Source organism: Tritonibacter litoralis, from assembly GCF_009496005.1.
In the GTDB taxonomy this organism is placed as follows: Bacteria; Pseudomonadota; Alphaproteobacteria; order Rhodobacterales; family Rhodobacteraceae; genus Epibacterium; species Epibacterium litoralis.
In genome coordinates this window covers 88,270-114,131 of the sequence record NZ_WIBF01000012.1, presented here as the reverse complement: position 1 = coordinate 114,131, position 25,862 = coordinate 88,270, and the positions used below count along the sequence as shown (strand labels likewise).

The 25,862-nt window shown below is 57.6% G+C and carries 25 protein-coding genes; 15 read left to right on the top strand and 10 right to left on the bottom strand.

The annotated features are described in order from the left end of the window. The first annotated feature begins 26 nt into the window (after nucleotides 1-26). Genes GFB49_RS16905 through GFB49_RS16890 form a run of 4 tightly spaced genes read left to right on the top strand, consistent with a single transcriptional unit; the run spans nucleotide 27 to nucleotide 3,809 of the window. Complete coding sequence (locus GFB49_RS16905; RefSeq protein WP_153217115.1) at nucleotides 27-1,214, top strand: ABC transporter ATP-binding protein; 1,188 nt, start codon at nucleotides 27-29, stop codon at nucleotides 1,212-1,214. Further along, nucleotides 1,214-2,101, top strand: coding sequence for a carbohydrate ABC transporter permease (locus GFB49_RS16900; RefSeq protein ID WP_214644977.1), 888 nt, complete (start codon nucleotides 1,214-1,216; stop codon nucleotides 2,099-2,101). The genes GFB49_RS16905 and GFB49_RS16900 overlap by 1 nt, the downstream gene beginning before the upstream one ends. Beyond that, on the top strand, nucleotides 2,101-2,970 hold the full coding sequence (locus GFB49_RS16895) for a carbohydrate ABC transporter permease (RefSeq protein ID WP_153217114.1): 870 nt from the start codon (nucleotides 2,101-2,103) through the stop codon (nucleotides 2,968-2,970). The genes GFB49_RS16900 and GFB49_RS16895 overlap by 1 nt, the downstream gene beginning before the upstream one ends. Then, on the top strand, nucleotides 2,970-3,809 hold the full coding sequence (locus GFB49_RS16890) for a metallophosphoesterase (protein ID WP_153217113.1): 840 nt from the start codon (nucleotides 2,970-2,972) through the stop codon (nucleotides 3,807-3,809). The genes GFB49_RS16895 and GFB49_RS16890 overlap by 1 nt, the downstream gene beginning before the upstream one ends. A gap of 158 nt (nucleotides 3,810-3,967) precedes the next feature. Here GFB49_RS16890 and modC read toward each other — a convergent pair whose 3' ends face one another. From modC to GFB49_RS16865, 5 genes are all read right to left on the bottom strand, one after another. Further along, a complete protein-coding gene (modC, locus tag GFB49_RS16885) occupies nucleotides 3,968-5,044 on the bottom strand; it encodes a molybdenum ABC transporter ATP-binding protein (protein WP_153217112.1) in 1,077 nt (358 codons plus the stop codon). Further along, on the bottom strand, nucleotides 5,044-5,739 hold the full coding sequence (gene modB / locus GFB49_RS16880) for a molybdate ABC transporter permease subunit (protein ID WP_153217111.1): 696 nt from the start codon (nucleotides 5,737-5,739) through the stop codon (nucleotides 5,044-5,046). The genes modC and modB overlap by 1 nt, the downstream gene beginning before the upstream one ends. A gap of 8 nt (nucleotides 5,740-5,747) precedes the next feature. Beyond that, nucleotides 5,748-6,557, bottom strand: coding sequence for a molybdate ABC transporter substrate-binding protein (modA, locus tag GFB49_RS16875; protein WP_153217110.1), 810 nt, complete (start codon nucleotides 6,555-6,557; stop codon nucleotides 5,748-5,750). Between the two features lie 161 nt (nucleotides 6,558-6,718). After that, complete coding sequence (locus GFB49_RS16870; RefSeq protein WP_343032617.1) at nucleotides 6,719-7,279, bottom strand: chemotaxis protein CheD; 561 nt, start codon at nucleotides 7,277-7,279, stop codon at nucleotides 6,719-6,721. A 24-nt stretch (nucleotides 7,280-7,303) separates the two neighbouring features. Further along, nucleotides 7,304-8,338 carry a CheB methylesterase domain-containing protein gene (locus GFB49_RS16865; RefSeq protein WP_425505236.1) on the bottom strand — a complete coding sequence of 345 codons (1,035 nt, stop codon included), beginning with the start codon at nucleotides 8,336-8,338 and terminating at the stop codon, nucleotides 7,304-7,306. A 437-nt stretch (nucleotides 8,339-8,775) separates the two neighbouring features. Between GFB49_RS16865 and GFB49_RS16860 the strand changes: the two genes are divergently transcribed. From GFB49_RS16860 to GFB49_RS16820, 9 genes are all read left to right on the top strand, one after another. Next, nucleotides 8,776-9,030: a hypothetical protein gene (locus GFB49_RS16860; protein WP_153217108.1), complete on the top strand. Its 255-nt coding sequence runs from the start codon at nucleotides 8,776-8,778 to the stop codon at nucleotides 9,028-9,030. A gap of 124 nt (nucleotides 9,031-9,154) precedes the next feature. Beyond that, complete coding sequence (locus GFB49_RS16855) at nucleotides 9,155-9,442, top strand: STAS domain-containing protein (RefSeq protein ID WP_153217107.1); 288 nt, start codon at nucleotides 9,155-9,157, stop codon at nucleotides 9,440-9,442. Further along, the gene (locus GFB49_RS16850) at nucleotides 9,439-9,813 is read left to right on the top strand and encodes a response regulator (RefSeq protein ID WP_153217106.1); all 375 of its coding nucleotides are present in this window, start codon (nucleotides 9,439-9,441) and stop codon (nucleotides 9,811-9,813) included. The genes GFB49_RS16855 and GFB49_RS16850 overlap by 4 nt, the downstream gene beginning before the upstream one ends. A gap of 1 nt (nucleotide 9,814) precedes the next feature. Then, complete coding sequence (locus GFB49_RS16845; protein WP_153217105.1) at nucleotides 9,815-11,959, top strand: chemotaxis protein CheA; 2,145 nt, start codon at nucleotides 9,815-9,817, stop codon at nucleotides 11,957-11,959. Then, nucleotides 11,943-12,431, top strand: coding sequence for a chemotaxis protein CheW (locus GFB49_RS16840; RefSeq protein ID WP_153217104.1), 489 nt, complete (start codon nucleotides 11,943-11,945; stop codon nucleotides 12,429-12,431). Before GFB49_RS16845 ends, GFB49_RS16840 begins: the two co-directional genes overlap by 17 nt. Next, on the top strand, nucleotides 12,428-13,282 hold the full coding sequence (locus GFB49_RS16835) for a CheR family methyltransferase (protein WP_343032616.1): 855 nt from the start codon (nucleotides 12,428-12,430) through the stop codon (nucleotides 13,280-13,282). Before GFB49_RS16840 ends, GFB49_RS16835 begins: the two co-directional genes overlap by 4 nt. 36 nt (nucleotides 13,283-13,318) lie before the next feature. Continuing rightward, entirely contained in the window at nucleotides 13,319-13,705 is a 387-nt protein-coding gene (locus GFB49_RS16830) for a response regulator (protein WP_153217102.1), read from the top strand. 2 nt (nucleotides 13,706-13,707) lie between these two features. Then, entirely contained in the window at nucleotides 13,708-14,034 is a 327-nt protein-coding gene (locus GFB49_RS16825; RefSeq protein ID WP_153217101.1) for a hypothetical protein, read from the top strand. A gap of 177 nt (nucleotides 14,035-14,211) precedes the next feature. Continuing rightward, nucleotides 14,212-15,717, top strand: coding sequence for a caspase family protein (locus tag GFB49_RS16820; RefSeq protein WP_153217100.1), 1,506 nt, complete (start codon nucleotides 14,212-14,214; stop codon nucleotides 15,715-15,717). A gap of 2 nt (nucleotides 15,718-15,719) precedes the next feature. Here the strand turns inward: GFB49_RS16820 and GFB49_RS16815 are convergent, their stop codons facing one another. After that, complete coding sequence (locus tag GFB49_RS16815; protein WP_153217099.1) at nucleotides 15,720-16,562, bottom strand: M15 family metallopeptidase; 843 nt, start codon at nucleotides 16,560-16,562, stop codon at nucleotides 15,720-15,722. 224 nt (nucleotides 16,563-16,786) lie between these two features. Here GFB49_RS16815 and GFB49_RS16810 point away from each other — a divergent pair, with 224 nt between their 5' ends. Next, nucleotides 16,787-17,311, top strand: a complete 525-nt coding sequence (locus tag GFB49_RS16810) for an OmpA family protein (protein ID WP_343032615.1) — start codon at nucleotides 16,787-16,789, stop codon at nucleotides 17,309-17,311. A 36-nt stretch (nucleotides 17,312-17,347) separates the two neighbouring features. Continuing rightward, nucleotides 17,348-19,468 carry a serine/threonine protein kinase gene (locus GFB49_RS16805; protein WP_153217098.1) on the top strand — a complete coding sequence of 707 codons (2,121 nt, stop codon included), beginning with the start codon at nucleotides 17,348-17,350 and terminating at the stop codon, nucleotides 19,466-19,468. Here the strand turns inward: GFB49_RS16805 and GFB49_RS16800 are convergent. The 4 genes from GFB49_RS16800 to icmH are packed head-to-tail and all read right to left on the bottom strand — an operon-like array spanning nucleotide 19,465 to nucleotide 25,851. Next, complete coding sequence (locus tag GFB49_RS16800; RefSeq protein ID WP_153217097.1) at nucleotides 19,465-20,187, bottom strand: PP2C family protein-serine/threonine phosphatase; 723 nt, start codon at nucleotides 20,185-20,187, stop codon at nucleotides 19,465-19,467. The genes GFB49_RS16805 and GFB49_RS16800 overlap by 4 nt on opposite strands. Continuing rightward, nucleotides 20,184-20,867 (bottom strand): type VI secretion system-associated protein TagF, encoded by a 684-nt coding sequence (gene tagF, locus GFB49_RS16795; protein ID WP_153217096.1) that lies wholly within the window; start codon nucleotides 20,865-20,867, stop codon nucleotides 20,184-20,186. Before tagF ends, GFB49_RS16800 begins: the two co-directional genes overlap by 4 nt. Next, the gene (tssM, locus tag GFB49_RS16790) at nucleotides 20,867-24,439 is read right to left on the bottom strand and encodes a type VI secretion system membrane subunit TssM (RefSeq protein ID WP_153217095.1); all 3,573 of its coding nucleotides are present in this window, start codon (nucleotides 24,437-24,439) and stop codon (nucleotides 20,867-20,869) included. The genes tagF and tssM overlap by 1 nt, the downstream gene beginning before the upstream one ends. Then, on the bottom strand, nucleotides 24,439-25,851 hold the full coding sequence (icmH, locus tag GFB49_RS16785; RefSeq protein ID WP_153217094.1) for a type IVB secretion system protein IcmH/DotU: 1,413 nt from the start codon (nucleotides 25,849-25,851) through the stop codon (nucleotides 24,439-24,441). The genes tssM and icmH overlap by 1 nt, the downstream gene beginning before the upstream one ends. Nucleotides 25,852-25,862 lie beyond the last annotated feature (11 nt).

Here is a 25,862-nt window from a genome sequence, read left to right as displayed (position 1 = left end):
GGCTTTTCAATGATCCGAGGCATATTATGGCGCGGCTAGACCTGAGTAATATCAAGAAATCCTTTGGCGAGACGCCTGTATTGCACGACATCTCATTGAATGTCGCGGACGGCGAGTTTGTCTCTCTGGTGGGCCAGTCCGGCTGTGGGAAATCGACCCTGTTGCGGATCATCGCTGGGTTGGAAAGCCCGGACAGCGGCGACATTTTGATTGACGGCGTATCGGTGCGCGACAGTGCCCCCAAGGATCGCAATATCGCGATGGTGTTTCAGGACTACGCGCTTTACCCGCATATGAGTGTCGGGGAAAACATGGCAATGCCGCTGGTGATGGCGCGCCTGCCGCTTTATGCGCGTTTGCCGGGGATGCGCTCTGTCATCCCCGTGGGGCGCAGAACCCAGCCCGAGATCCGGGGCGAGGTGGAAAAGGTCGCGCGCCAGCTGCGCATCGATCACCTGCTGGATCGCAAACCCGCACAGCTATCCGGTGGTCAGCGTCAACGGGTTGCTTTGGGCCGCGCTTTGGTGCGCAATCCGCAGGTTTTCCTGATGGATGAACCGCTGTCGAACCTGGACGCCAAATTGCGGGTGCAGGTTCGGACTGAGATTACCGAGCTCCACGCAAGTTCGGGTCTGACATTTGTCTATGTGACCCATGATCAGGTCGAAGCGATGACCATGTCCAATCGCGTCGCGCTGTTGCAAGCCGGGCATCTGCTGCAGGTGGGCGCGCCCAATGCGCTGTATTCTGATCCCGCCAGCCTGGATGTTGCACGGTTCATCGGAAGCCCGGAAATCAACATCGCGGCCGGTGAACGTGAAGACAACGGCGTGCGGCTTGGACAGGCCTTGCTGCCTGTGTCGGTCACGGGCCAAGGGCCTGTGCAAATTGGCATCCGGCCCGAAACCTTGTCCGTTGCCGATGCGCCGGGGCTGATCAACCCAGGCCCGTCCGCCCATTTGCCAAAGCTGACGCTGCGCAAGCGCATGATCGAGGATCTGGGCCCCGAAGTGTTGATCCATGGCGCCTTTGACCATGCGCCCGATGCGTTGATCCGTGTGAGGGCGCAGAAAAGCGATGCCTATGGCGCATCAGACGACCTAACGCGGGCGCAATCGCTTCAGGTGATGTTGAACCCACAGCAGCTGTTGTTCTTTGACGCGCAAGGGCAGCGTTTGGAGGCGCGCGCCCAGATCGCGGCTGAGGTGGCGTAATGACCTCGTCAACCCTGCAATGCGCGCAAACCCGACTGGCCTATTGGCTGGTGCTGCCGGCAACGGTTCTGATCCTGGCGATCTACATCATCCCGATCCTCTTTGTCTTTGCGGCGAGCCTGACGGATTACACGCTGGTCAGTGACTATTATGAATTTGTGGGGATCGAGAATTACCGCAAGATGTTTGAGGACGAAGCCTTTGCCAATGCGCTTGGCAATACGTTCTTTTACGCGCTGCTGTTCCTGCCGGGGGCCTTTATTATCAGCTTGGTACTGGCCATCGCCATTCAGGAGCAGAAACAGTTCCGCTCCCTTCTTGAGGTACTGTATTTCTTGCCTGTTACCTCCACCCTGGCGGCGATGGCGCTGGTTTGGGCTGCGTTGATGGACAGTGGTCAGGGCGTAATCAACGGTACGTTAGAGACCTTTGGCATCCCCGGCGTCAATTGGTTCGGCAATGAAAATGTGGTGCTGTATTCGCTGGCGATTATCTCTCTCTGGAGCATCATTGGCTTTAATATGGTGCTGTTTCTGGCGGGGCTGACGGCCATTCCACAGAACCTTTATGAGGCGGCGGCGATGGATGGGGCCGATCATCCCATCGACAAGTTCTTTCGTGTGACCTGGCCGATGCTGGGCCCCACCGCGATGTTTGTTGCGGTGACCAGTTCAATCACCGCGTTCAAGCTGTTTGACACAGTGGCCATCCTGACCCAGGGCGGACCAGATCGGGCGTCCGAAGTCTTCCTGTACCTCGCGTTTCTGGAAGGGTTTGAATATTTCAACATGGGCTATTCTGCCGCGCTGTCGCTGTTCTTCCTTGTCATCATCTTCATCTTTGCGCTGATCCAGGCGCTGTTCACCGACCGGAATGTGCATTACTGATGGCTGATCTCGCTGCTCCCACCCCGCATTGGTCTGACCGTATCCGCCCCAAAAGCCTGCGCGGGCTGTTGGGAACCCTCCTGCTGTTTCTGGGCGCTTGGGTTATGGTGTTTCCCTTCATCTGGATGATTTCGTCCAGCCTAAAGCCCACGGACGAAGTCTATGACAGCGATTTCACCATTATTCCCAAGACCTTCAAAGGCTGGGAGAATTACTATGCGGTCATCTTTGAACAGCCCTATCTGATCTTCTTGATGAACTCGCTGATTGTCTGCATCGGCATCCTGGTGATCCAACTGCTGACAGCAATCCCGGCGGCCTATGCATTGGCGAAACTGAAATTCAAAGGCTCCACCATCCTGTTTGGCACCGTGATTGCGGCGATCACCATCCCGATCAACGTAACCTCGATCCCGCTTTATATCGGGCTGGTCAAGGTTGGCTTGCTGGACACGTATTTTGCGATGATGTTCCCGTTCATCGTCTCGGTCTTTGCGATCTTTTTGTTCCGACAGTTCTTCCGCGGCTTTCCAGACAGCATTATCCAGGCCGCCCGCGTGGATGGGTTCTCCGAGATCGAGATTATCCTGCGCCTGATCCTGCCCTCGGCCGTGCCTGCCATGGCGGCCTTCAGCGTCTTTAGCTTTGTGGCTCATTGGAACGACCTCTACTGGCCGCTGATTGTGGTGCAAAGCCAGGACAAGATGACGGCCACCCTGTCGATGATGCAGTATCAATCCGCATTCGACACGGACTATGGGCGCACTTACGCCTCGGCAACTGTTGTGACCGCGCCTATGGTCATCGCATTCCTATTTGCCCGCCGCCTGTTTATTCGCGGCATCACTATGACCGGAGTTAAAGGCTAATGCTTAAATTTGTTGTCCTTGCCGACATTCACCTTGTGCCCGAAGGCCAGCTGAGCCACGGGTTGGATACCTATGACCGGCTGGAGCAGGCGGTGGCCTATGTGAACAAGACACATGGCGATGCCGAATTTGTGGTGTTTGCAGGTGACCTTGCGGATCACGGCGAGGCCGCAGCCTATACGCGGTTCAAAACCGCAATTGCCGCACTTGAGCCCAAGTCCTTTTTGACGCTGGGCAACCACGACAACCGCGCGACGTTCCTGGAACACTTCGAGGGTATGGCGAACTCCGAAACGGGCTGTATCGACCATGTGATTGATGCCGGTGGCTATCGGACCATTGTACTGGACAGCTACGACCCCGAGCTGTTTGGCGGCGGTCGCTTCAGCCAGGCACAGCTGGACTGGTTGTCCGCGCGTCTGGGCGAAGTGCCGGACACGCCGGTTGTGATCGTCCTGCACCACAATATCGCGCCGTTTTCCGTACAGACTGATTTTATCATTCTGGAAAACAACGCCGCGTTTGCCGAGGTTGTTCTGACCCATGGCAATGTCCGTCAGGTGATTTCAGGCCATGTGCATATGTCTACATCGGGCTTTTACAAAGGCGTGCCGTTTTGCACCTTTGGCGGCGGTCACTACGCGATCGAGCCGATGCTGACCTCCCAATCCGGGCCCGTCCCCGAAACACGCGGGCATTATGTCAGCCCGGTGCCACGGCGCGAAGGCCCCGGCCAGATGGCAGTTGTCCTATGTGACGCGGATTCCGTGGTTGTCCATATGGAGAACTTCCTGGATCGCCACCTGGTTCTGGCACCAGATTTGTTTGCCTGGTCCTAAGACACTGGCAAGCGCGATGTTCCCGTGGGACCGTTGACCGAGCTGCGGGGTTCTCGCTCTGCACTCGATGGCAGTACAATACGTCGGGAACGACCATTGCAACCTAAACGGGCGCTGCTTGATAGCGCCCGTTCCGACTCAGAATGGCACACCGTTATTCAGCTGATGTCTTTGGGAGCGATTGCCACGGATTTGATAATCGCAAAACAATCCACCCCTTGCGACAGGCCCAGCCGTTGGATGCTGCGTTTGGTGACCCGCGCTAGGAACGAACCAGCCGCGCTGTGAAGGGCTACCATCGCACCGGGGCCATCGCCTGCGCGAATCTTTGTGATGGTGCATGGCACAACGTTCAGGGCCGAAATGTCCAACGGCCGGCTGCGCGCCAAAATCACATCATGAGCCGAGATGCGCAGACTGACCTGCCCCCCAACGGGATGTGGGATCTGTGGCACAAACAACGGCTGCCCCCCTGCCACAAGCTCTGTCAGTCCGTCGGGATGTTGTTCCTTTACAAGTGCGTCCAACACGGAGCCGGCCCCGCGTGGCCCCAGTGGCAGAACCGAAGGATCGCCAAAAATCACACTTGGCTCCCCTTGTCGCAGGACTTTGCCATCAGACAGGGCCACAACCGTTGTCGCCAAACGCGCCACCTCAGCGCTGGAATGGCTGACATAAAGCATCGGAACTTTGACCTCATCCCGCAGTCGCTCAAAATAGGGCAAGATCTCTGCTTTGCGGGCCTGATCCAATGCGGCCAGCGGTTCGTCTGCAATAATCAGCCTTGGATTGCTCAACAAAGCCCGGCCAATCGCGACCCGCTGTTTTTCTCCCCCCGAAAGATGCGCCGGTCGACGGTCCAAGACGGGGCCCAGACCCAGCATCTCTGTAATCCGGGAAAACTCATCCGCCGACGGGCGATGGCGCGCGAACCAGGCCCCAAACCGCAAATTGGCGCGCACCGTCAAATGAGGAAACAGCCGCGCGTCCTGAAAGATGTAACCGATCCGGCGCCTGTGCGGCGGGACCCAGATCCGTGTGTCGCCATCAAACAGAACGTGATCCCCCAGCGCCACATGTCCGGCCATCGGTCGCAAAAGACCGGATACCACATGGGCAATTGTAGATTTCCCGGATCCCGACGCGCCAAAGAGCACCGTTATTCCATGATCAGAAGAGAATTTCGCATCGAGCTCAAAGCCAGAAAATTCATGGCGGGCGGCCACCGTCAGCATCACTTGCCCTCCAGCTTTTTTCGGGCGCGATGGGCCAAGGCTTCGGACAGGAACAGGGCCGTCAACGCAATGACTACCGAGATCAGAACCAAGCGGGCCACCGCATTCTCCTGTCCGGGCACCTGCAACAGCGCATAAATCGCGGATGGGATGGTCTGTGTCTGGCCGGGAATATTGGCGGCAAATGTGATCGTCGCGCCAAACTCGCCCAATGCTTTGGCAAAGGCGAGGATGGTTCCCGTCAAAATGCCCGGCAGCATCAACGGCAGGGTCACGGTCACAAAGATCCACGCTGGCGATGCCCCTAATGTGGCCGCAGCCTGTTCCAGACGGGCATCAACCGATTCCAATGACAACCGCAATGCCCGCACCATCAGCGGAAACGCCATCACCCCCGCAGCCAAGGCCGCACCGGTCCAGCGAAACGCCAGAACAATGCCATAGTCCTGAAGCACTGCGCCAATCGGCCCCTGGGTGCCAAACAGCAAAAGCAGAACATAGCCCGTAACCACGGGTGGCAGAATCAACGGCAAATGGGCCAACCCATTCAGCACCGCTTTGCCGGGGAACTCTCTCCGTACCAGCAAAAATGCCGTCACCATCGCAATGGGCGCCATGACAAGTGTTGCCCACATGGCGATCTTGGCGGACAAGAACACCGCCTGCCACTCGGTAGGGCTAAGCCAGAAATCCATACCTGTCCCTATGGTTTGATCGGCAAAAAGCCAAAACGGTCCAGCCGTGCGCGGGCCATATCAGATTGCATGAACGCCAAAAATCCCAGTGTCGCATCTGACGGCGCAGGGCCAACCGCCGCCATGGGATAGACAATCTGCGGATGGCTTTCAGCTGGAAAGGTTCCGACCAGATGCACGTGGGGCGTGCTGATCGCATCGCTGGCATAGACAATCCCCAACCGCACCTCATTCAACGCCACCAAGTTCAGGGCCGCGCGAACATTGTCCATCTGAACGACAAATGGCGCAACCTCATCCCACAGGCCCAAATGTTCCAAAGCCGCCTTGCCATATTGCCCGGCAGGTACGGCGGACACCAACCCCATCGCAATCTTGTCGCCCGCCGTCATGGTATTGAGGATGTCCAAGATGTTCTGATTGGCATCCTCAGACCGGGCAGAGATCAAAGCCAGGCGATTGCCCGCCAGAGTAACCCGATGCGTATCGTGCACCCGCCCCTTGTCCACCAAATAGGTCATCCACTGCGGGTTGGCCGAGACAAAGACATCCGCGGGCGCGCCCTGTTCAATCTGGCGCGCGATCAGCGCAGAACTTGCAAAACTCATCTGGGTTTGGTGGCCCGTCTGCGCTTCAAAGTCTGGCGCAAGACTGTCCAACACCGGTTTCAGGCTAGAGGCTGCAAAGACCGTCACCGTTTCCGCCAACACCACCGCCGGAGCACCGAACAAAAGGCTGAGCATCATCAGCGCCATAGCAATGCGGCGATGGATCCAACCTGCGACACAAGTGGAATGGGGTTTTGCGGGTTTGCTCATGTTGTGTCGAACCAATTGGCCTGGGTCACGGGATCATAAATGGGTGCGGTATCCCTTGCTGCAAGTCAATAACGAGAAAAGCCGCACTCCAAAGAGTGCGACCTGGAATTTTTGGGATCCGATCTGCATGACAGACCCGGACCATACGGTGGCAGCTATGCTTAGAACAACATAACGTCGCCAGTCGCTGCCGCTGGTTTTGGTGCTGGCGCCGGTGTTGGCCGTGCCACTGCGCGTTCCATATTCTCCAGTGTCTGGTCGTTTTGAACCCGCGTTTGCTGCGCCGCGCCGCTCACCGGATGGAATCGCACGCGTCGCGCTGAGGTGCCACCAACGCTAGACGACACACATTGGATCCCTTCATCGCGCAAAAAGCTCTGGATAAAGGCAGTGTTTTTCGCGCCGATATCAGACAGGTTCACGGACATTTTTGCCCCGCCAAAGACTTTGGCCTGAAGGTTACGCCGCTCGGCTCCTTTTTTCATAAGACCGTTGATCAGCAGCTCCATCGCGTGAACACCGTAACGGGCACTGGCCGCACCACCATTGGATTGCGCCAACAGGAAGTGGTTCATCCCCCCCACACCCGTTTTTTCATCATAGATACATGCAGCGATGCACGAGCCCAGAACAGTCGACAAAATTATATTGGAGTCCGACGTCAGCTGGAACTCGCCTTGAAGAACCGTAACGGTCTTCTTATTCATAAAAACAGAGCTCACGATAGGTTCCTTCCCGAATTCATTCTATGTCTTGCAGGCTTGAAGAAGCGTGGTCGCCATGCGCGACAACGAGATTTGTTTCTCAGCTCCACCGTTTTCCCACGCCACCCGGGGCATGCCGTAAACGACAGAGCTTTGTTCATCTTGGGCAAAGGTCCTGGCACCTGCTTTGCGCAGCTCCAACAGACCTTTGGCTCCGTCTTGTCCCATGCCTGTCAGGATGGTTGCGACCACATCCCGTGCAAAAGGCACCGCAGAGGTAAACAGCGCGTCAACAGAGGGCATATGCCCGGAAATCGGCGGCCCGTCCTTCTGACGTGTGCGCAGCGGTTTGCGCTGGGACATGCCAAAATGGCGGGTTTGGCCCGCGGCGACATAGACGCAGCCTGCTTCGATCGGCAGATTGTCCTGCGCCGACACAACTTTGGCCGGGCAAATTCTATCCAGCAATGAGACAAGGCCTTGTCCAAAGTTCTTGCCGGTGTGCTGAACAATCAACGTCGGCGGACAGTCGATGGGAAAACCGCCCAACACTTTGCGCAGCGCTTCGACACCGCCAGTGGAAGAGCCGATCAAGATCATCTTGTTAGATTTCGGCGCCACACGTTGCGCCGGGGCTGCACTGCGCGACGCAGGTTGGTTGCGACGCGGTGCATTGACCATCATGTCATAGTATTGAATGAACTGGCGTGGACTGTCCGATTTTGTCAGCTCAAAGATACCTGCGCCAACATTCAACAGGGGCGACGACCGCCGCGCCGGATCCGAGTTCATATCATCCATAACCGAGACCCAGCGCACATCCAGCGCGTTGAACAAGGCCAGCATCATCTCAAATTCTGGAAGTTTGGTGAACCCGTCTTCGACAAAAGCAAACGTGGGCTGCCCTGCTTCGGCCTGATTATAGGCCATCATCAGATTATTCGCCAAAAGGACCTGCATACCAGCGTAGGCCGCTTGCAGATTGCTCTGCAGAGTGCGCGCAAAATTTCTATCGGTCGTAATAATCAAAATGCAAGAAGACGGCAATTTAGCACCTTTACTTTTTTCGGCACGCATGCCGCTGGTCGTCCATTATCGAATTGGCCAGTTATAAGCCTCGTCCATTTCCCAGGACCAAAGAGCTATCGCCCTTGGCCGGAGATTCGATTAAAAAGCTTTCGGAAGAGTTTCCTGATTGTTCTTCTTAAGCAGGATATAAGTCGAAGTTTACTCTTATTGCGAACATGCAGTATAGCTCGCGATTGACTTACCCCACGGTCTTTAACACCCTCCAGTGCGCTTTAATACTGCACTGAGAATAGAAGTCAGTGGTAAAGCAAACCCTTACGCAAGATGGAAATTACGCAATTTCTCGTCATCACTGCGCAGCGCGACACTACATATGACGGGCTTACAGGCTTTGTTGCGTCGCCCAAGAGAGTTGCGTCGTAAAATAAGCCTCTGATATGCATATTAAGTATGTCAGGAGCGGCGATACCAGAATCCCTTGGCCCATGCCCGCAGGATTCGTGTCATCAACAGGCACATTGGCCGATGTAGATATTTTACTGCGGGTTTTCTTATCCAGTTCCTCGCGCAACAAACAACAAACTAGAAGAATCAGAATTTGGTTTCGTTTCGCAGGCAGACCGATCCCATTGCCACCCGTCTATTTTCAAACTGGCACATATATTCATATTGTGGGCGTTCTTGCAGAAGCATGGGTGCATTTAGCTGAGATTTTTGAAAAATTGAAAATGAACCGCTAGCGCCTCTTGTGAAAAAATACGCCACGCTGTCTCGGGGCGGCAATCAAATATTAAGGCCCGCGCTCTAGGAATATCTCATCGAAAGTCAATCTGTCGCCAACAACGGGGGTGCGAATCGCTGGACATGTCGATGGAAATACAAAAATTCTCACTGGATTTGCCGAATCCATTTTCGGAGCTTGAACCGCTCACCAATTTCTTGCGCGGGGCCCAGGCCCAAGCGGTGGAAATTGATTGCGGCAACGTAAAGGTAATGCCTTCTCGCGGTCTGCAGCTTCTGCTTAGCGCAGAACAGCAGTGGCGTTCAGAAGGGCTTGGTTTTGCTGTCGTCAACATTGGCGAAACTTGCCGCAAATCCCTGACACTCCTGGGTTTGGAGCCCACCCGATTTGAAGACGAGGAAACAGCATGAAGACCAAAGTTCTGGCAATCGACGATTCCCGCACCATCCGGAATCTGCTTGCGGCCGCCCTGGAAGAGGCTGGCTTTGAATATCACAGCGCCGTTGACGGCCGCGAAGGGGTCGACATGTATCCAAGCGTCGCTCCGGACGTCGTGATCACCGATATCAACATGCCGAACTTGGATGGTTTTGGCGTGATTGAAGAACTGCGCGGCACTGGCATCAACTCCAAGGTCCCGATCCTGGTTCTAACCACCGAAAGCGCGCCTGAACTGAAAGCCCGCGCCAGGAGTGCAGGCGCAACTGGCTGGATTACCAAACCTTTTGACGACCAATCCCTGATCTTTGCTCTGAAGCGTGTGACAGGAGCAGCGGCATAAGATGTCTGGGTCGATTCAAGATACATTCTTTGAGGAGTGTGAAGACCTCCTCGAAGCAATGGACGAGGGTCTGACCGCCATCGAAGGTGGCGAACACGACCAAGAGGTTGTAAACGCGGTCTTCCGAGCTGTGCACTCGATTAAGGGTGGCGCCGGTGCCTTTGGTTTGGACGAATTGGTGGGCTTTGCGCATAAATTCGAAACCGTGTTTGATGAGTTGCGCAGTGGTAAACTGCAGTTTGACTCGGCGTTAATCCAACTGTTGCTACGATCCAGCGATCACCTTGCGGATCTGGTGGCAACGGCACGCGATGGGGGCTCCACGGATGAGGCCCATCATAATGTGCTGATCGAAGCGCTGCAGAAATACATTCCCGAGGAGGAGGAAGACCTCACCTTTGAACCCATGGGTCTAGGTGGCGGTATGGGCGGCGGCTTTGCCCCCGCGCCAATCATCGAGGATAAGGAACGGACTTATGAGATCCGCTTCCACCCGCTGAAAGAAATGTATGGCACCGGAAACGAGCCGTTCTTTTTATTCCAGGCGCTCTCCGAACTCGGCGAGCTTGAGGTCAAACTGAACGATGCCGAATTGCCAGGCTTTGACGCCATCGATGTCGCCGAAAGCTACATCTCTTGGGATCTGACACTGAAATCCACCGAAGGACGTTCGTCCATCGAGGCGATCTTTGAATTTGTCGAAGGTCTGTGTGAGCTGTCGATCTCCTCAGACAGTGACGCCGCGGATGAAGTCAATGCTTTGGCGGCCCTGGACGCGGCATTTGGAACAGGTGATGACGCGGGTCCCGCACTGGAGCCCTCAGCCCCTTTTGAAGCGCCGGTTCCCGCACCAGAAGCAGAACCTTCGGCCGTCGTCGAAGAGAAAGCTTCCTCCCCAAAGGCAGAGACCGCCAAGTCGGAGCAACGCGGCCCCAAGCCCACGCTTCGTGTCGATCTTGAGCGGGTAGACCGGTTGATTAATGCCGTTGGGGAACTGATCATCAACCACTCGATGCTGGCACAGCAAATTGCCAATTTGGATGCTGGCGATGTGCGCGACGTCGAGACCGAGTTGGAAGGGTTTAAAAACCTGGCGCGTGACATTCAGGAAGGTGTCATGTCTATTCGCGCACAACCCGTGAAACCGTTGTTCCAGCGGATGGCACGGATTGTACGCGAAGCCTCATCGGCCACTGGCAAAACAGCCAAACTGGTGACCGAAGGGGAGGCAACAGAAGTCGACAAGACCGTCATCGAACGTTTGTCGGATCCGTTGACACACATCCTGCGCAACGCTGTGGATCACGGGATTGAAAAACCCGAAGATCGGGAAGCGGCAGGCAAGGAAACGGCCGGCGAAATTCGCCTGACGGCATCACACCGCTCCGGCAGCGTCTGTATCGAGATCAAGGACGATGGTGCGGGTGTGAACCGCCCACGTGTCAAACAGATCGCGATCGAAAAAGGCCTGATCCCGGAAAACGCCGAGCTGACGGACGCTGAAATCGATAACCTCCTGTTCATGCCAGGGTTTTCCACGGCCAAAGAAGTGTCCAACCTGTCTGGCCGCGGCGTCGGAATGGATGTGGTGAAAAACGCCGTGACCGGCCTTGGTGGGCGGATCAACATCTCTTCGACACCAGGTCAGGGATCGACCTTTACCATTATCCTGCCGCTGACATTGGCGGTGATGGATGGGATGGTTGTCTCGGTTGCGGACCAAACCATGGTTGTGCCGATCACATCAATTGTCGAAACCATGCGTGGCAGCGACGATATGATCAACAGCCTGGGCGCTGATGGCACCTTGTTGTCCATTCGCGGTAATTTTGTACCCATCTGCGATGTCGCCGGAGCATTGGGTCTGCGCCACTGCAATGACCAACCGCCGGGTGTTTACCTTCTGGTGGAAACAGAGACTGGTCAACGCAGTGCACTGGCCGTCGACGATATCTTTGATCAACGCCAGGTTGTGATCAAAAGCCTGGATGGCGTTTGTGGAAATATTCCCGGCGTCGCTGCAGCAACCATTCTGGGCGACGGCAAAATCGCCATGATCCTGGATCCTGAAAGCATCATTGCGGCCTCGCCCACAGCAGCCGCCTTTGACACCGAGCGGAGAATGAGTAATGCCATCGCAAGCTGAAGTTAAACAGTCTGATCACGAGGTCAAACACACCCAGTACAGCGAGTTCGTGAGCTTTGCTGTCGCGGGCCAGGCCTTCTGTCTGAAAATCACTCAGATCCGAGAGATCCGTCGCTGGTCGCCGGTCACCATTCTGCCACATGCACCATCCGATGTGCTGGGTGTAATGAACCTGCGCGGTGCGGTGATCCCAATTTATGATTTGTCGGCACGTTTCGGACTGCATCAGACCGAAGCCACCGAGCGCAACGTTGTCATCGTTGTAGCGGTTCACGGCAAACAAGTGGGTCTGCTGGCGGAATCTGTGTCCGAGATCATTTCGATCAACCCGGAAGAAATTCAGGATACGCCACAGGTCGATAGCCGCAACACCATGGAATACATCCAAGGGATTATTTCCCACAATGACACCATGGTGCGTATCATCAACCTTGATGCGGTCATCACCGCCCCGGAACAGGTGATACTGTGACAATAGCAAGCCCTATCGATCCCAAAGGTCAGGATTTGTCCATGACCGACGCCGATTTCGAGATCGTCTCCCAATATGCCCACAAGCATTTTGGGCTGGCGATGTCGAGCAGCAAAAAACCACTGGTCTCATCCCGGCTGGCGCGGCGCTTGCGGCATTTGAAGATCGATAAATTTAAAGATTACATCAAACAGCTTGATGGTCCGAATGCGGAAAACGAAAAGAATGAGTTGCTGTCGCTTCTGACGACAAATGTAACCCATTTCTTCCGGGAACCGCATCACTTTGAAACCCTCAAGAATGATGTGCTGCCTCCTGTTCTAGCCAAAGCCCGCAGTGGTGGACGGTTGCGGATCTGGTCGGCTGGCTGTTCTTCGGGACAAGAGCCGTATTCCATTGCCATGCTGCTGCGATCCATGTGTCCCGATGTGGATCGCCTGGACGCCAAGATCCTGGGAACCGATATCGATCCGGTGATTGTGCGCAAGGCGCAGACGGCGAAATACCCAATGGATGAATTGGCGCAGCTGCCACACGAATACCGACCCAAGGATCTGACTGGTGATACGATGCCGTCCAGCATCACATCGATGGTCACTTTTGGCACCCTGAACTTGATCCAGCCGTTCCCCTTCAAGGGAAAGTTCGACGCCATTTTCTGCCGGAATGTCGCGATCTATTTCGACAATCCAACCCAGCAAAAAGTCTGGAGCGCATTCCAGCGTGCGTTGAACCCTGGCGGGTACTTGTTCATTGGCCATTCTGAACGCATGTCGGGTCCCGCATCGGCCCATTTCAAGACTGCAGGAATTACAACTTACATCAACACGCCAGCCGGTGGAGACACCTGAGCGTTACGGCAAAAAGCGAGCAAATGAGGAAAAAACATGAGCCTGAAAGATCAGTTGAGAGTAATGGTCGTTGATGACATGTCCACTAGCCGTGGCATCCTGACTCAATGTTTGGACGAGTTGGGCATCAGCAATTACATGGTGGAAAACAACGGGCAGTCGGCTTTTGAAAAGCTGACCAAAACACCCGTGCACCTGGTGCTTTCAGATTACAACATGCCCGGCATGGATGGTTTGGGCCTGCTGAAAGCGTTGCGCGAACACCGCGTGACTCAACGGGTCGGTTTCATCCTTGTTACAGGGAAACCCACCCCCGAGGTGATCGAAGTCGGCAAACGCCTGGGCCTCAACAACATTATCCGCAAGCCCTTTACGGTTGCGACGATGAAACAGTCGATTGAGCAAGTTGTGGGTCGTTTGTAACGATGAAACAATCAGAAAACGCCATCAATGATCTTTGTGCTGTTTCAGCACGAGAGATGCGCCAGCTCCAAGAAAAAGTGCAGGTGCTCGAAGACGTTGTTCTGACGGTTTTTGAGCGTGGCACCAAGCCAAACAGCCAGGAAATCCGCGCGTTGCAAGATTTTGACCTTGTGTCCCAAACTCTGGCGGGCATGTCGGATTTCTTTGAAAAATTGCGGGCTCATAACGAAGAGGTCGGCATCGCTGACCTGGAACATGCCAGCGAAAGTGTAACTTTGGAAAAGCTGCGCAAACGTTTGCGCACCCAAAGCGACCCTGCTGAAGTCTAAAAGCGACAGCCGCTTGCCCCGCAGGCGGCTGTTTCATTTGTGGTGATATCCCAGCCCAAAACACCCTCTGTCGGCAACACACACCGATCAGAGGATCCCTTTTACGTTATACATCGTATTGGTAATGGCTGCGTTCCAAGATAAGATGGCAGCAGGTCATTGTTTTGGGTTGGGCACATGGTTTCTCGCTTATTCTCTCTCTGCCGTGCGGCGGTTTTCTTTTTTGTGGTCCTGGTGCAGGCAGGCTCAGCCGCCCCGGACCGTGTCGCACTGGTTCTGGGCATGGCCAGTTACGAAGCACTGCCAAGCCTTGAAAACACCGCCAATGATGCCAAAGACATGGCCGCCACGCTGCAATCGATTGGGTTTGATGTCACCCTTGCCGTGGATGCCAGCAGTGCCGAGATCAACCAGCTTTTGGATGATTTCGCCTTTCGGTCTGAGGTCGCCGATCTGGCGCTGGTCTATTTTGCCGGCCACGGGATCGAAGTTCAGGGCGAAAACTTCCTGATCCCCGTCGATGCGCAGGTGCAAAGCAACAAGGACGTTCAACGCCAATCCGTATCGCTGAAACAACTGCTGGCGGCCGTCGATCGGGCCCGCAAAATGCGGATCGTGATCCTGGACAGTTGCCGCGACAACCCGCTGGGTGATGCCATCGATCCGGTACAGGCTTTGACCACCGAAGTGGCCAGCACGCAAACCACCCGTGGTGGTGGCGGGCTTGCCCCGGCGGACCCGGACCGCGGCACCCTGGTGGCCTTTGCCGCCAAGGATGGGCAGGTTGCCCTGGATGGCAGCGGTAAAAACAGCCCCTTTGCATTGGCCCTGATGGACAAGATGGTTGAGCCCGGGCTGGAGATCAGCCTGATGTTCCGACAGGTTCGCGACAGCGTTTTGCGCCAGACCGGGAATTTGCAGGAACCGCATACCTATGGCTCGCTCACCGGGATCCCGTTTTACCTAGCCGGTGCCGCCGAAGGACAGCCGGAATTGTCCAGCAAAGCCAGCGAAGCTTGGGCCGCCATTCGCCCCGACCAAGAAGAGCAGCTGTTGGCTTTGGCGGATCTGGGCGACACCCGCTCGATGTTGGGTCTGGCCTATATGCGGCTGAACCCCAACGAAGGGCGGTTTGATCCCGCAGCGGCGGTTTCATTCCTGCAGCGTGCGGCAGATGCCGGCTCACCCGAGGCACAGTTCGAACTGGCCAAGCTTTATGAACGCGGCACCGGTGTCGAGCCCGACCACGAAAAAGCGCTGGCCCTCTATCGGGCGGCGGCAGACCAGAATTTTGCCGATGCAATCAATGATCTGGGCTTCCTGCACTATCAGGGGGGACTGGGCCTGCCCGCGGATCCGCAAAAGGCCCTGCGTCTGTTTGAACGCGCCGCCGACCTGCGCCATCCACAGGCGCAGTTTAACTTTGCGGCCCTGATTGACGATGGGCTGATCCCGTCCAAGGGACCGGAGGATGCGGCTCTGTATCTTTATGCTGCGCTGCGCTCTGGCAGTTCGGATGTGTTGAACCTGCTGAGCGAACGGCCCAATATGTTCACACCTGCCACACGCCGGGCGCTGCAGGTCAAACTGCGGGAAAAAGCCTTCTATTCAGGTGCGATTGACGGTGATTTTGGCCCCGGCACCCAACGTGGCATCCGCCGCGCGTATGGGATTGAGGAGTAAGATCACAGTTTGCCTTCGGCAATCCAGGCGTCCAGCTGGCGGCGGCTGATTTCAAAATGCATGCTGTCTTCGCGCCGGAACCCTGCGCCCCAGACCCAGCCCTCGTCATAGAAGAAATCCGCCATAATGGTCAGGCCCAGCTGGGTCTTGCCATCGGTGAAGTTGTCCAGCTTGCCGTCAATGTTCAGATCGACCGCCAGACCATAGCTGTGGGTCGACAGCGCATTTTGCGTGCCGCGAATACGCCGAACACACAGGGCGCCGGCCGTATTGATACGGTTGTACAGATCCGGATCCGCCCGGCGGATGTTGTCAAACACCACCTTCAAGCTCTCGATTGCCGGGCGCAGCATGCTGACGCGGATGGGCCCAACCCGTTCGGTGACCAGCTTCTCTTTGAGATCGGGGTTTGTCATCGGCTGACAGGTGTCACTCAGATCCTCACGCGGGCGGCCCAGACGTTCGGTCAAATAACGCCCGCCGGTCACTTTGAGTCCGCGATTGACGTTCAACCGATCCGCAATCAAAACCACTTGGGCATAGTCCAGATCCGCCCCTTCGGTCTGATCCAGGATCTGCTGCTCGGCGTCTTCGTCAGGGACGAAAGGGCCCGGGGCCGCCCCCCCTCCTTGGGGCAGGCGGGCCAGTTCGCTTTCCAATTCTTCGGTACGGATTTGCAGGTCTTCGATCTGCTGGCGCAGCAATTCGATATCAATCCGGGCCCCAGAATCAATCGAGGCCCCCTGAAAACCATCCTCGGGTGTCATCACCCAAGACAGGGCAAACCAGATCACCGGCGCCAGAACCAGCCCAATTGCCAGAATGATGGCAGGAAGAAGCTTCATCGATACCCTCAGTCACGTGTAACGGCCCCACTTTGCGCGAGAAGCATAAGCGAGGTAAAGAGAGAGAACTGAAAATGTGAATTGCATTATCGGCACTTCCCATTGGCAGCCCCCAAGGGGTGGTATACACTTGGCTCAACTGTGTTGTTAACGAGGAGGGTCGGCACGTGCTCCGTCTCAGCCAATTTTCAAAAGCCACTGTTTTTATTTTGTCTTTAGGGATCGTGCCCGCGCACGCCCAGGAGGCCGCAACAGAAGAGCTGAGCGTTGAAGAGATCACCGAAGCCTTCCGCAAGCAAAAGACCCGCGGCCTGGTGATTGTGCCCAATACCAATGTTGGCACCGCGACAACCGAAGCGGTTCAGGGCACCACCATCGCCGCCGCAACCGAGGAATATACCCCGGTTGAACGGGAAACTCAGATCAACGTTCAGATCTCCTTTGATTTCGACAGCGCCGCGCTGCGCGCCGATCAGGAACCAAAGCTGGCCAACATGTGCACCTCGATGAAACTGATGGATGGCACCGTGTTCCAGATCATCGGCCATACGGATTCCTCCGGCTCTGCCGCATATAACGAGCGTCTGTCGCTGTTGCGCGCCCAAGAGGTGCGGCGGCATCTGATCAGCTCATGCGGGATTGCGGAAACCATGCTCAAGGCGATCGGCCTGGGAGAAACCGCGCCCTTTAACGCTGCGGATCCGCGCGCCGATGAAAATCGTCGCGTTGAATTCCAGGCGCTCGGCTAATCCCCGGCTTAGACCCACACAAAGGACGAGGCCGCGATGTTGGAATCCCTGCCCGGTGACCTGTTTCAACCGGGTGACCTTCTGAACAATACCTATCGGATCGAAGGTCTTTTGGGGCGCGGCGGCACCTCTGATGTCTACAAGGCCCGGTCCGAGATTTCTGGCAATCTGGTCGCGCTTAAGGTTTTGAAACGCGAACATGCCGCCAATGAGGATTTCCATGTCCTGTTGGCGCGCGAGGAAAACATCCGCGAGATCCGCCATGACGCGGTGGTGCGCTATTCCGAAAACCACCGCACGCCAGATGGGCATATCTATCTGCTGATGGACTTTGTGGATGGTCCGGCGCTGGATAAAAAGCTGAAACAGGGGCCGATGGCGAAGGAGGATCTGTTGATCGTCTGCCGCCGCGTCGCCCAGGGGCTTGAGGCGGCGCATGGTCGCAATATCGTTCACCGTGACCTTAGCCCCGACAATATCATCCTGCGCGGCGGCAACCCGGCCCAGGCGGTGATTATCGATTTTGGCATTGCCAAAGACACCAACCCCGGTGCGGAAACCATCGTTGGCAATGAATTTGCGGGCAAATATTCCTATGCCGCGCCCGAACAGCTCAGCGGTCAGACAGATGCGCGCTCAGATATCTATTCGCTGGGGGCGCTGATCCTTGCCAACTTCCGCGGCGCTGCCCCCAAGCTAGGCAACAACCCGATGGAGGTGGTCGAGAACAAGAAAAACCCGCTCGACACCGACGGTTTGCCGGAACCGCTGAAAACGCTGATCAACCGCATGTGCGACCCGGATCCGGCCAAACGGTTCCAATCCGCCGCTGAGGTTGTGCGGTTCATCGACAATCCGGTTGCCGATGCCGCGCCAGAACCGGAGGCTGAAGAAGCCACCATCATCGTACCGCCCAGCAAACCAACGCCCAAGCCGGAAGCGACACAAGAACCCAAACCCAAGTCCCGCCTGCCGCTGGTGCTGGCGGCTGTTGTTCTGGTGGGCGGCGGTGTTGGCGCCTATGTGTCCGGTACGCTTGACGGCGTGATTGGGGAAAAACTGCCCGTCGCAGACCCCTTTGCGCTGGTGGTGGAAAAGGCCGACGGCACCATCTCTGCCAGCGGTTTTGTCCCGGATGAGACCAGCCGCACCACGCTTGCAGACATCGCAACGCAAACCGATCTGGCAATTGCCCGCGGAGATATTGCCGACAGCTGGGCCCTGGATATCGAAACCGTTCTGGCCGCCGTCGCGCCGCTGCCTACCTGGAAACTCAGCCTTTCGGGCAACAGCGGTACGCTGACCGCCTCGGCCACAGATGCAAATCAGGCCGCGATGCTGGAACAGGCCTTTGGCGGGCAGCTTCCCGGCGCGCTAGAGGGCCCGATTGAGGTTGCGTTCAAACTGCCGGTCCTGACCCAAGAGACAGTGACCGAAATCCTGGACCAACACGCCAATTGCGGCCCGCTGTTTGCCAATGCGCCCGCCTCTGGCATCGGCTATGCCGAGGCTGAGCCGCTGCAAATCAAAGGTCCCGTCGCCGATACCGCCACCCGCGTCACCCTGTTTGACGCGCTCCGGGCTGAGGCCGGGGCCCGCCGTGTGATCCTGGATGTGGATGTGCTGAACCCGGCGCTGTGTGTGATCGAACAACATCTGCCCAAAGCGCCGCCCAGCACGGTGGATTTTGCCTTTTCCGTGGGTGGTGAAGGCAATCCAAACCCATCGGGGCGGTTTTACGTAGGTGAAAACCCGGTGATTGACGTGGTGATGCCCGCGGATATGACTGACGGTTTCCTGACGGTTTCAATCCTGGATGTCTCTGGCAACGTCTTCCACCTGCTGCCCAATATCGGTCGGCCCGACAATGCGGTGGCGGATCTGCGCGCAGGGCAGACCGGTGCCGTGCCGGTGCGCGTCGCCTTTGATCTGGAGGAGGCACAGACCAACGGCGGCATCGCCTTTCAGGTCGACGACACATCGCTGGGCAAAAGCAAGGTTCTGGTGCTCCATTCCAATGCGCCCCTGTTCGAAGGCATGCGCCCCACCACCGAAAGCGCCACAGGGTTTGCCGAAGCCCTGCAAACCAGCGCCGCCGCGGACACGGACCGGATCACCTCGCTGGATACGCGGATGTTGATCACCGCGCAGCCTTAAACCACATCCACCAGAATGATCGAGATATTGTCGGCCCCGCCGCCGGTCAGCGCGACCTGCATCAGCGCGTCGCCCGCATTCTCCAACGCGGTTGCGGATAACATCTGCTGCAACATCGCTTCGGTTGTGTATTTTGTCAGCCCATCCGAACAGATCAGGAACCGGTCACCGGCTGCGACCTCGCCCCGGATTTTGTCGATCTCAACCTCTTCGCCAACGCCAACCGCACGGGTGATGGCGTTGGATTGCGGGTGTTGATCGGCTTCATCCCAGGTCATCTTGCCCGCCAGAACATATTCCGCCACGGCGGAATGATCCGTGGTCAACATCTCCAACTGACCGCCACGCAGCCGGTAAATACGGCTGTCCCCGGCCCACAGCACCACAAAATGACCGTTTGCTACCAACAGGGCCGCAACCGTGGCGCCAATGGTGCCCCCACCCCGCCGCTCCGCTTCGGCCACAATGGCGCGATGGGCGGATTGGATCGCCTCACGCAGGGCATGCATCCGCGCCGCCGGGTCCAGCCCGACCGGGATCATCGCCACACTGTCTGCAATCAACCGGCTGGCAAAATCCCCCGCGGCATGGCCGCCCATCCCATCTGACACCAGCCAGATTTGATGATCCGGCAGTGCCAGCACCGCATCCTCGTTCACCTTGCGCACCAGACCTGTATGGGTCTGAACCGTATAGCGAAAATCACTTGGGTTGGTCATAATGGTGCGGCCTCCCTCCACAGGGGCGCATGCATATCAAACAAGGCTGCTGCCACCGCCCCGCGTGGCAAACCGGGGCTGGCCAGAAACCGTGGCACCCCATCTAACACCGCACTCCACACGGCGGCATCTGGCATTTTCTGCGCCATCAACTGCCCGCCCAGCACCCGCGCCAGACTGTCCCCAGCGGCGATGCCTGTGGCAACAATTGCCCCACCTGCCCCGCGCAGGGGCGGCGCATCGGGTGTGTTCGGCGGCACAAGCTGCGCCAGCCCGTCACTCAGCACGTCAAGCGTGGTGCTATCCTCCAGCGCCAACAGCGCCAGCTCCTCCATCTGCTGGAACAACGCCTCGGCACCCAGATGATCCGTGGGGGCCGATCCGGGCGTTGCCACCGCCTGCATCAAGGTCAGCGGAAACCGACGCCCCACCCGATCAACCGAAGGCATCAAAACGCCCAACATCTTGGCCTGGCCCGCAACCCCTCTTGGCAAGGTGAACCGCCAGATCGGCGCCGACATGTAAAAGGCGTCAAACTCCGCGCCATAGGCGGCTTGGCCGTCGGACAGAACCTCTTGTAGCCAGGCATCCCAGACGCGCACAAAACCCGCAGGCGGCGACAGGCGAAAGAAATCGCCCACCGCCGGGATCTTGCCATATGCGCCAAACCCTTGTGTCATTACATCGACGTCGGGCAGCTAAATTTTGCCATCGCAGGCAGGGCAAAGGGGTTCACCACAGAGCCCGACTGCATCTCAAACAGCGCCAGCCGGCCGCCCACTCGGAAGTTCACCCGCCGCCGATCCGACACATTGGTGCGCCGCACCTCGGCTGCATCAAGCAGACGGAACCACGCCCAGGGCCCATCCCGCGACAGGCTGTTTTCCACATCGCGTTTCTCTGGCAACAGCGAAATCCGCGCCAACCCAACAGAGCCCGGCCAGGTCACGGCTACAGGTGTCGGCTGGCCGTCTTTGTGGCCATAGTTCACTTTGGCCCCGTCGATTTCCAACACAACCTGCTTCGCCTTTGGATCCAGCGCTTTTGTTGTGATCTGGAACTGCACCTTGGGAGTAGCCGCTCCTGCAAAGAACGCATCCCGGATTTCGGCGGCATATTGCATCTGCTGCAACACGGACTGGCTGATGCCCAGATCCACATCATTCACCCGTTTCCAGGTCCAGGGACGGCTGCGGGTGTCGATATGTTTCAACAGGTGGTCGTCGACAAAGGCGTCAATCAACCCGCCCGGTGCAAACAGTTTCGAGAAATCCGCCATCGCCACATCGGCCCGCGCACGGCGGTTAAACGGGTATCGGTTGTCCAGCGCCTTTTGACAGAACGGCAGCACATTGGCCTGCCAGCTGGCGTTGATTGTGGCGCGTGTCCCCTCGGATGTAATCCCAGAAGAGCCCACGGTGATCTGCTTGGCCCAGCGTTGCAGCGGCCCATCCACCCGCGATGCGGCCTGTTGGAACTGCAGCAGCGCCTGTCCGCCTTCGCCTGATGTAATGCCGCTGAACGACATTTTGTTCAGCTCTTGATAGACCAGTTGCAGCGCGTTCATCAGATCATCCAACTGCGAGGGCTGGCTTTCAGGGCGCGCCACCAGATCATGCAGCCACTGGAACCGGTTCTCCACATATTCACCGGGCACCGCCGACGGCTGCCCCGGCGCGTTTTGGGCGGATGCCACCAGCGCCTCCATCAGGATCTGCGCCTCCACACTCAGAACCGAGCGCGCCTCGATCGCGGCCACATTGCCGACGCCTTCGTTGATCGCACCTGAATCCAACAACGACCGGTCCTCGGTCAGTTTGGTCTCGTTTGAGACCGCGGTCAGAATATTGGTGATCGGTGACGTTGGCCCTGACAGAACATTTGTGACCTCCACCGCATGGCTCAAGGATTCCAAGGGGATAATGTCGATATCCCCCAGGATCTGATCATACCGGGTGATATAGTCGTTATAATAAAGGTCCAGCACATCGCGGCTCAGCGCTACCAGCGCCGCCTGGCTCTGGTTTTCCTCAGCCGTCTGCCCCAGCACCCAGCTTTCGCGCTGTACCCGTTTGGCCACGCTGACCGCTTCGGGCAGGAAGACATTGTTGAACCCATCATAGGTAAAAATCCCCTCGATCCCGTCGTTCAACGGTTTGCCCGAACTGCGGACCAGCACCCGTTTCACCGAAGGTCCCCCAATATCGGTCAGCCGCCATTTCGGCAGGCTGGTGGATTTGTTGGAGTTGATAATCCCGGTATAGACCCGCTGCGCCAGCGGCATTTCCGACAGGATGTCCTGCGCCTGCTGCACCAATGGACCGTTCAGCGCGATCTCTTGCATCGGCTGGTCCAACAACGCTTCCAGATGCGCCATCAGATCGTCGCGCAGGGTGATCCGCGCCGCGCCCGGATATTGCACAAGCTCCCAATCCAGCCGCAGCCATTCCTTGACCAGATCCGGGTTCATCGGACCCTGTAGCCCCAGCATCAGATAGATCTTGAGCGCTTCATACAACACATCGGGGTTGTTCACATTGCCCGCGATCTGCTCTTCCAGCCGCACCAGCAGCCGGGGCAGCAGACGCTGGTTCAGGGCCGCACGATAGGTCTGCGCGGCCTGGGTGCCAATGACGTCGCCCTGATACAGGCCATAGGTCATGGCGCGTGCAGGTTTTGGCGAGCTCACAACCGGGTTGCCGGGCATATCCCGCAGGATATTCAGCGCCTCAACCACGGGCACCAGATCGGTGTCGCCAATTGGGCTGGGCGGCAAAGTGGCAGCAGCCGCCTGAAACGCATCCAGCTCTGTGCCGACCTCAGCCGTGAAGTCCCGGTTCTTTAGGAAAGAGTTGACCCACAGCCCCCCGGTCGCCAGCGACACCAGAACCGTTGCGGCAATCGCCGCGCGCCGGGTCCAGCGATAGCGCCGCTCGACCCGGTCATCGGCAGAGACCAATCCTGCTTCGGGGAACATCACCCCTTCAAACAGCCGCGTCAGGAAGTAGGACCGCCCCGACCCAGACCCTGTGCCAATCGCCTGGCGACCAATGCCAAAGGTCTGCGCCATGCCCAGCATCAGCCGGTCAATCGGCGTGCCTTCCTGGGTGCCCGAGGTAAAATAGATCCCACGCAGCATCTGACGACGTTCAAACTTGTTGTCCTGAAACACTTCCGTCAGGAAATCCCGCGCAACACCCCGCATGGATGCCACTTGCGCCGGGAAGCCCGCCACCAGCGCCCGGCGCTGCGGATCGGTTTCTACCTGCATCTTCTCCAAGAGCTGCGCATTCAGCTGCCCCAGAAGACCTGCAAATTCCTCATCAAACCGCGCAATGGGGCTGCTGTCGGATTTGCCCTTGGGCAGATCCAGCGTAAAGCCCCAGACCTGTTCGCGGTCTTCTTTGCCAAGCCCGTCGAAATACTCCTGGAAACCGGCAATCAAATCCGCCTTGGTGAACAGCACATAGACCGGGAAATGCACGCCCAATTGTTCGCGCAGCTCAGACAGGCGGCGGCGAATGGCCTGTGCGTGTGCTTTCTGGGTGATCTCGTCCTGCAAGGAAAGATCCGACAGGGAAATCGCAATCATCGCGCCATTGATCGGCTGACGTTTGCGGTATTTCTTCAACAGGCTCAGGAACCCGACCCAGGCCGCATTATCGCCGGTCGCATCGCTGTCCTGCGTCGTATACCGTCCGGCCGTGTCGATCAGAACGGCGTTATTGGTGAACCACCAATCGCAATTGCGGGTACCGCCCACGCCGCCAATCGCGGCCTTGCCCATTTTATCCGCCAGCGGGAACTGCAGCCCGGAATTTACAATCGCCGTCGTCTTACCCGCACCCGGCGGGCCGATGATCACATACCACGGCAACTCTTTCAGATGGCGGCGTCCGTTTTTGGATTTGCGCAGCTCGCTCATCGCGGTTTTGAACTTGCCGCGCAGCTCGACGATTTCCTCGGCCCATTCGTCATCATCGCTTTGGGTATCAACGGCTTCGACGATCTCTTCGGTCATCGCCTTGTCGCGTTTGCGCCGCACCAAAAAGACGGTCAACAGGATCGCCAGGATCAGCACCCAGACCACCACAATGGCAATCACCCGCGCCGTGACACCATCAAACGGGCGCCAGGCGTCATTGCCGATAAAGGGGGCAAAGAACCAGATACAGGCCGACAGCACCGTCGCCAACAGCAGCATCACCGTATAGATCGAGCTAAAGAAAGGGATCACAAAACGCCTCAGCATCACTCAGCCTCCTGGATCAACAACACTTCGATCCGTCGGTTCCGGGCCCGGCCCGCTTTGGTTCCATTGTCCGCAATGGGCTCTTTTTCAGCGCGCCCCTCAGCGGACAGGCGACTGGGATCATCCATCACCTTGGCCATGCCGGACATCACCGATTTGGCCCGCGCCAGCGACAATGCCATATTGGACGGGAAGCGGGACGAGCGGATCGGGATATTGTCCGAATGCCCAACCACAATCAGCCGCCCTTTTTCATCATTCAGGGACCGGGCCACCCGGTTCACCGGATCCAAAAACGCCTTTTGCAGCTGGTCCGAACCCGATCCAAACATGCCAGAGCCGACCAGACGGATGATCAACGTATTGCCCTTTTGGAAGACCTCGACCACGCCATCGGAAATCTCCGTCTCAAGGAAGCCGGACACTTTGGCCACCTGTTCCTCGATCGTTGGGGTTGGCGGCGGCGGCGGTGGGGGCGGTGCGCGCCGTTCCAACGCGGCCACCGGACCGCTTTCCACAACAGAGAGCTGTCCCACCACGTTTTCTGTATCGCGTGACAGCGCCCAGCTGAGACCCGCGAATTGCAGCGCCAGGATGGTGCCCAGCACCGCCAGCGTCAGCCAGACCACACGCCAGGCCGACAGCGCTTTGAACGGGCGCTCCAACCCTTTCCACCGCAGGGACAGGTCCCGTTCGACGTTGCCACGCTGGCCGCGAATGATCCGGGCCAGGGCCGCGCGGATCTGCAGATGTTTCTCACTGCCGCCCTGTTCCACACGCAGACGTCCCTCAAACCCAAGGGACATGCACATATAAAGGAACTCCAGCATATCGATATTGGCCGCTGGTTCTTTTTCCAGTCGCGCCAACAGGTCATAAAACCGGTCGCCGCCCACCGTCTCGCGATGGAAGGTGCCCACCATCGACTGCAACCCCCACGAGGACTGCCCGCCCCAGGGGGTGTTCAACACCACATCGTCCAAGGTCGCACAAAGCGCATAGCGCGCAACCTTCACGGTCTGCGCCGTGATCCCCGCCTTGAGCGCCCGGTTTTCAAAGGCACGCACCTCGGCCACCACGCTTTGGCGCAGCTTGTCGGGGTCCATATGCTGGGCACGGTTGCGAATGCGGCTGATCAGGGCAAACAAGGACGTCGCACAAGCCGTCAGCTGGTTCATCCCCGTCAGCGCCATTTGCGCAGGTTTTGGGCCCGCTTGCGTGGGCGCTGCGGCCGCCGCCGGCTGCGGCACACCAAAGGAATCCACTTCCGGCACCTCTGGCGCAGGCTCGGCTGGTGTCGGGGCCGCTGCCGGAGATGGCGCAGACATCGGTCGTCGCCCACCCGGATTGGGCTTGATCACCGTCTTGTCGGTATCTCCGGGTTCTGCAAATGGATCGTCAAAATCAGCCATACCGGCTCCCG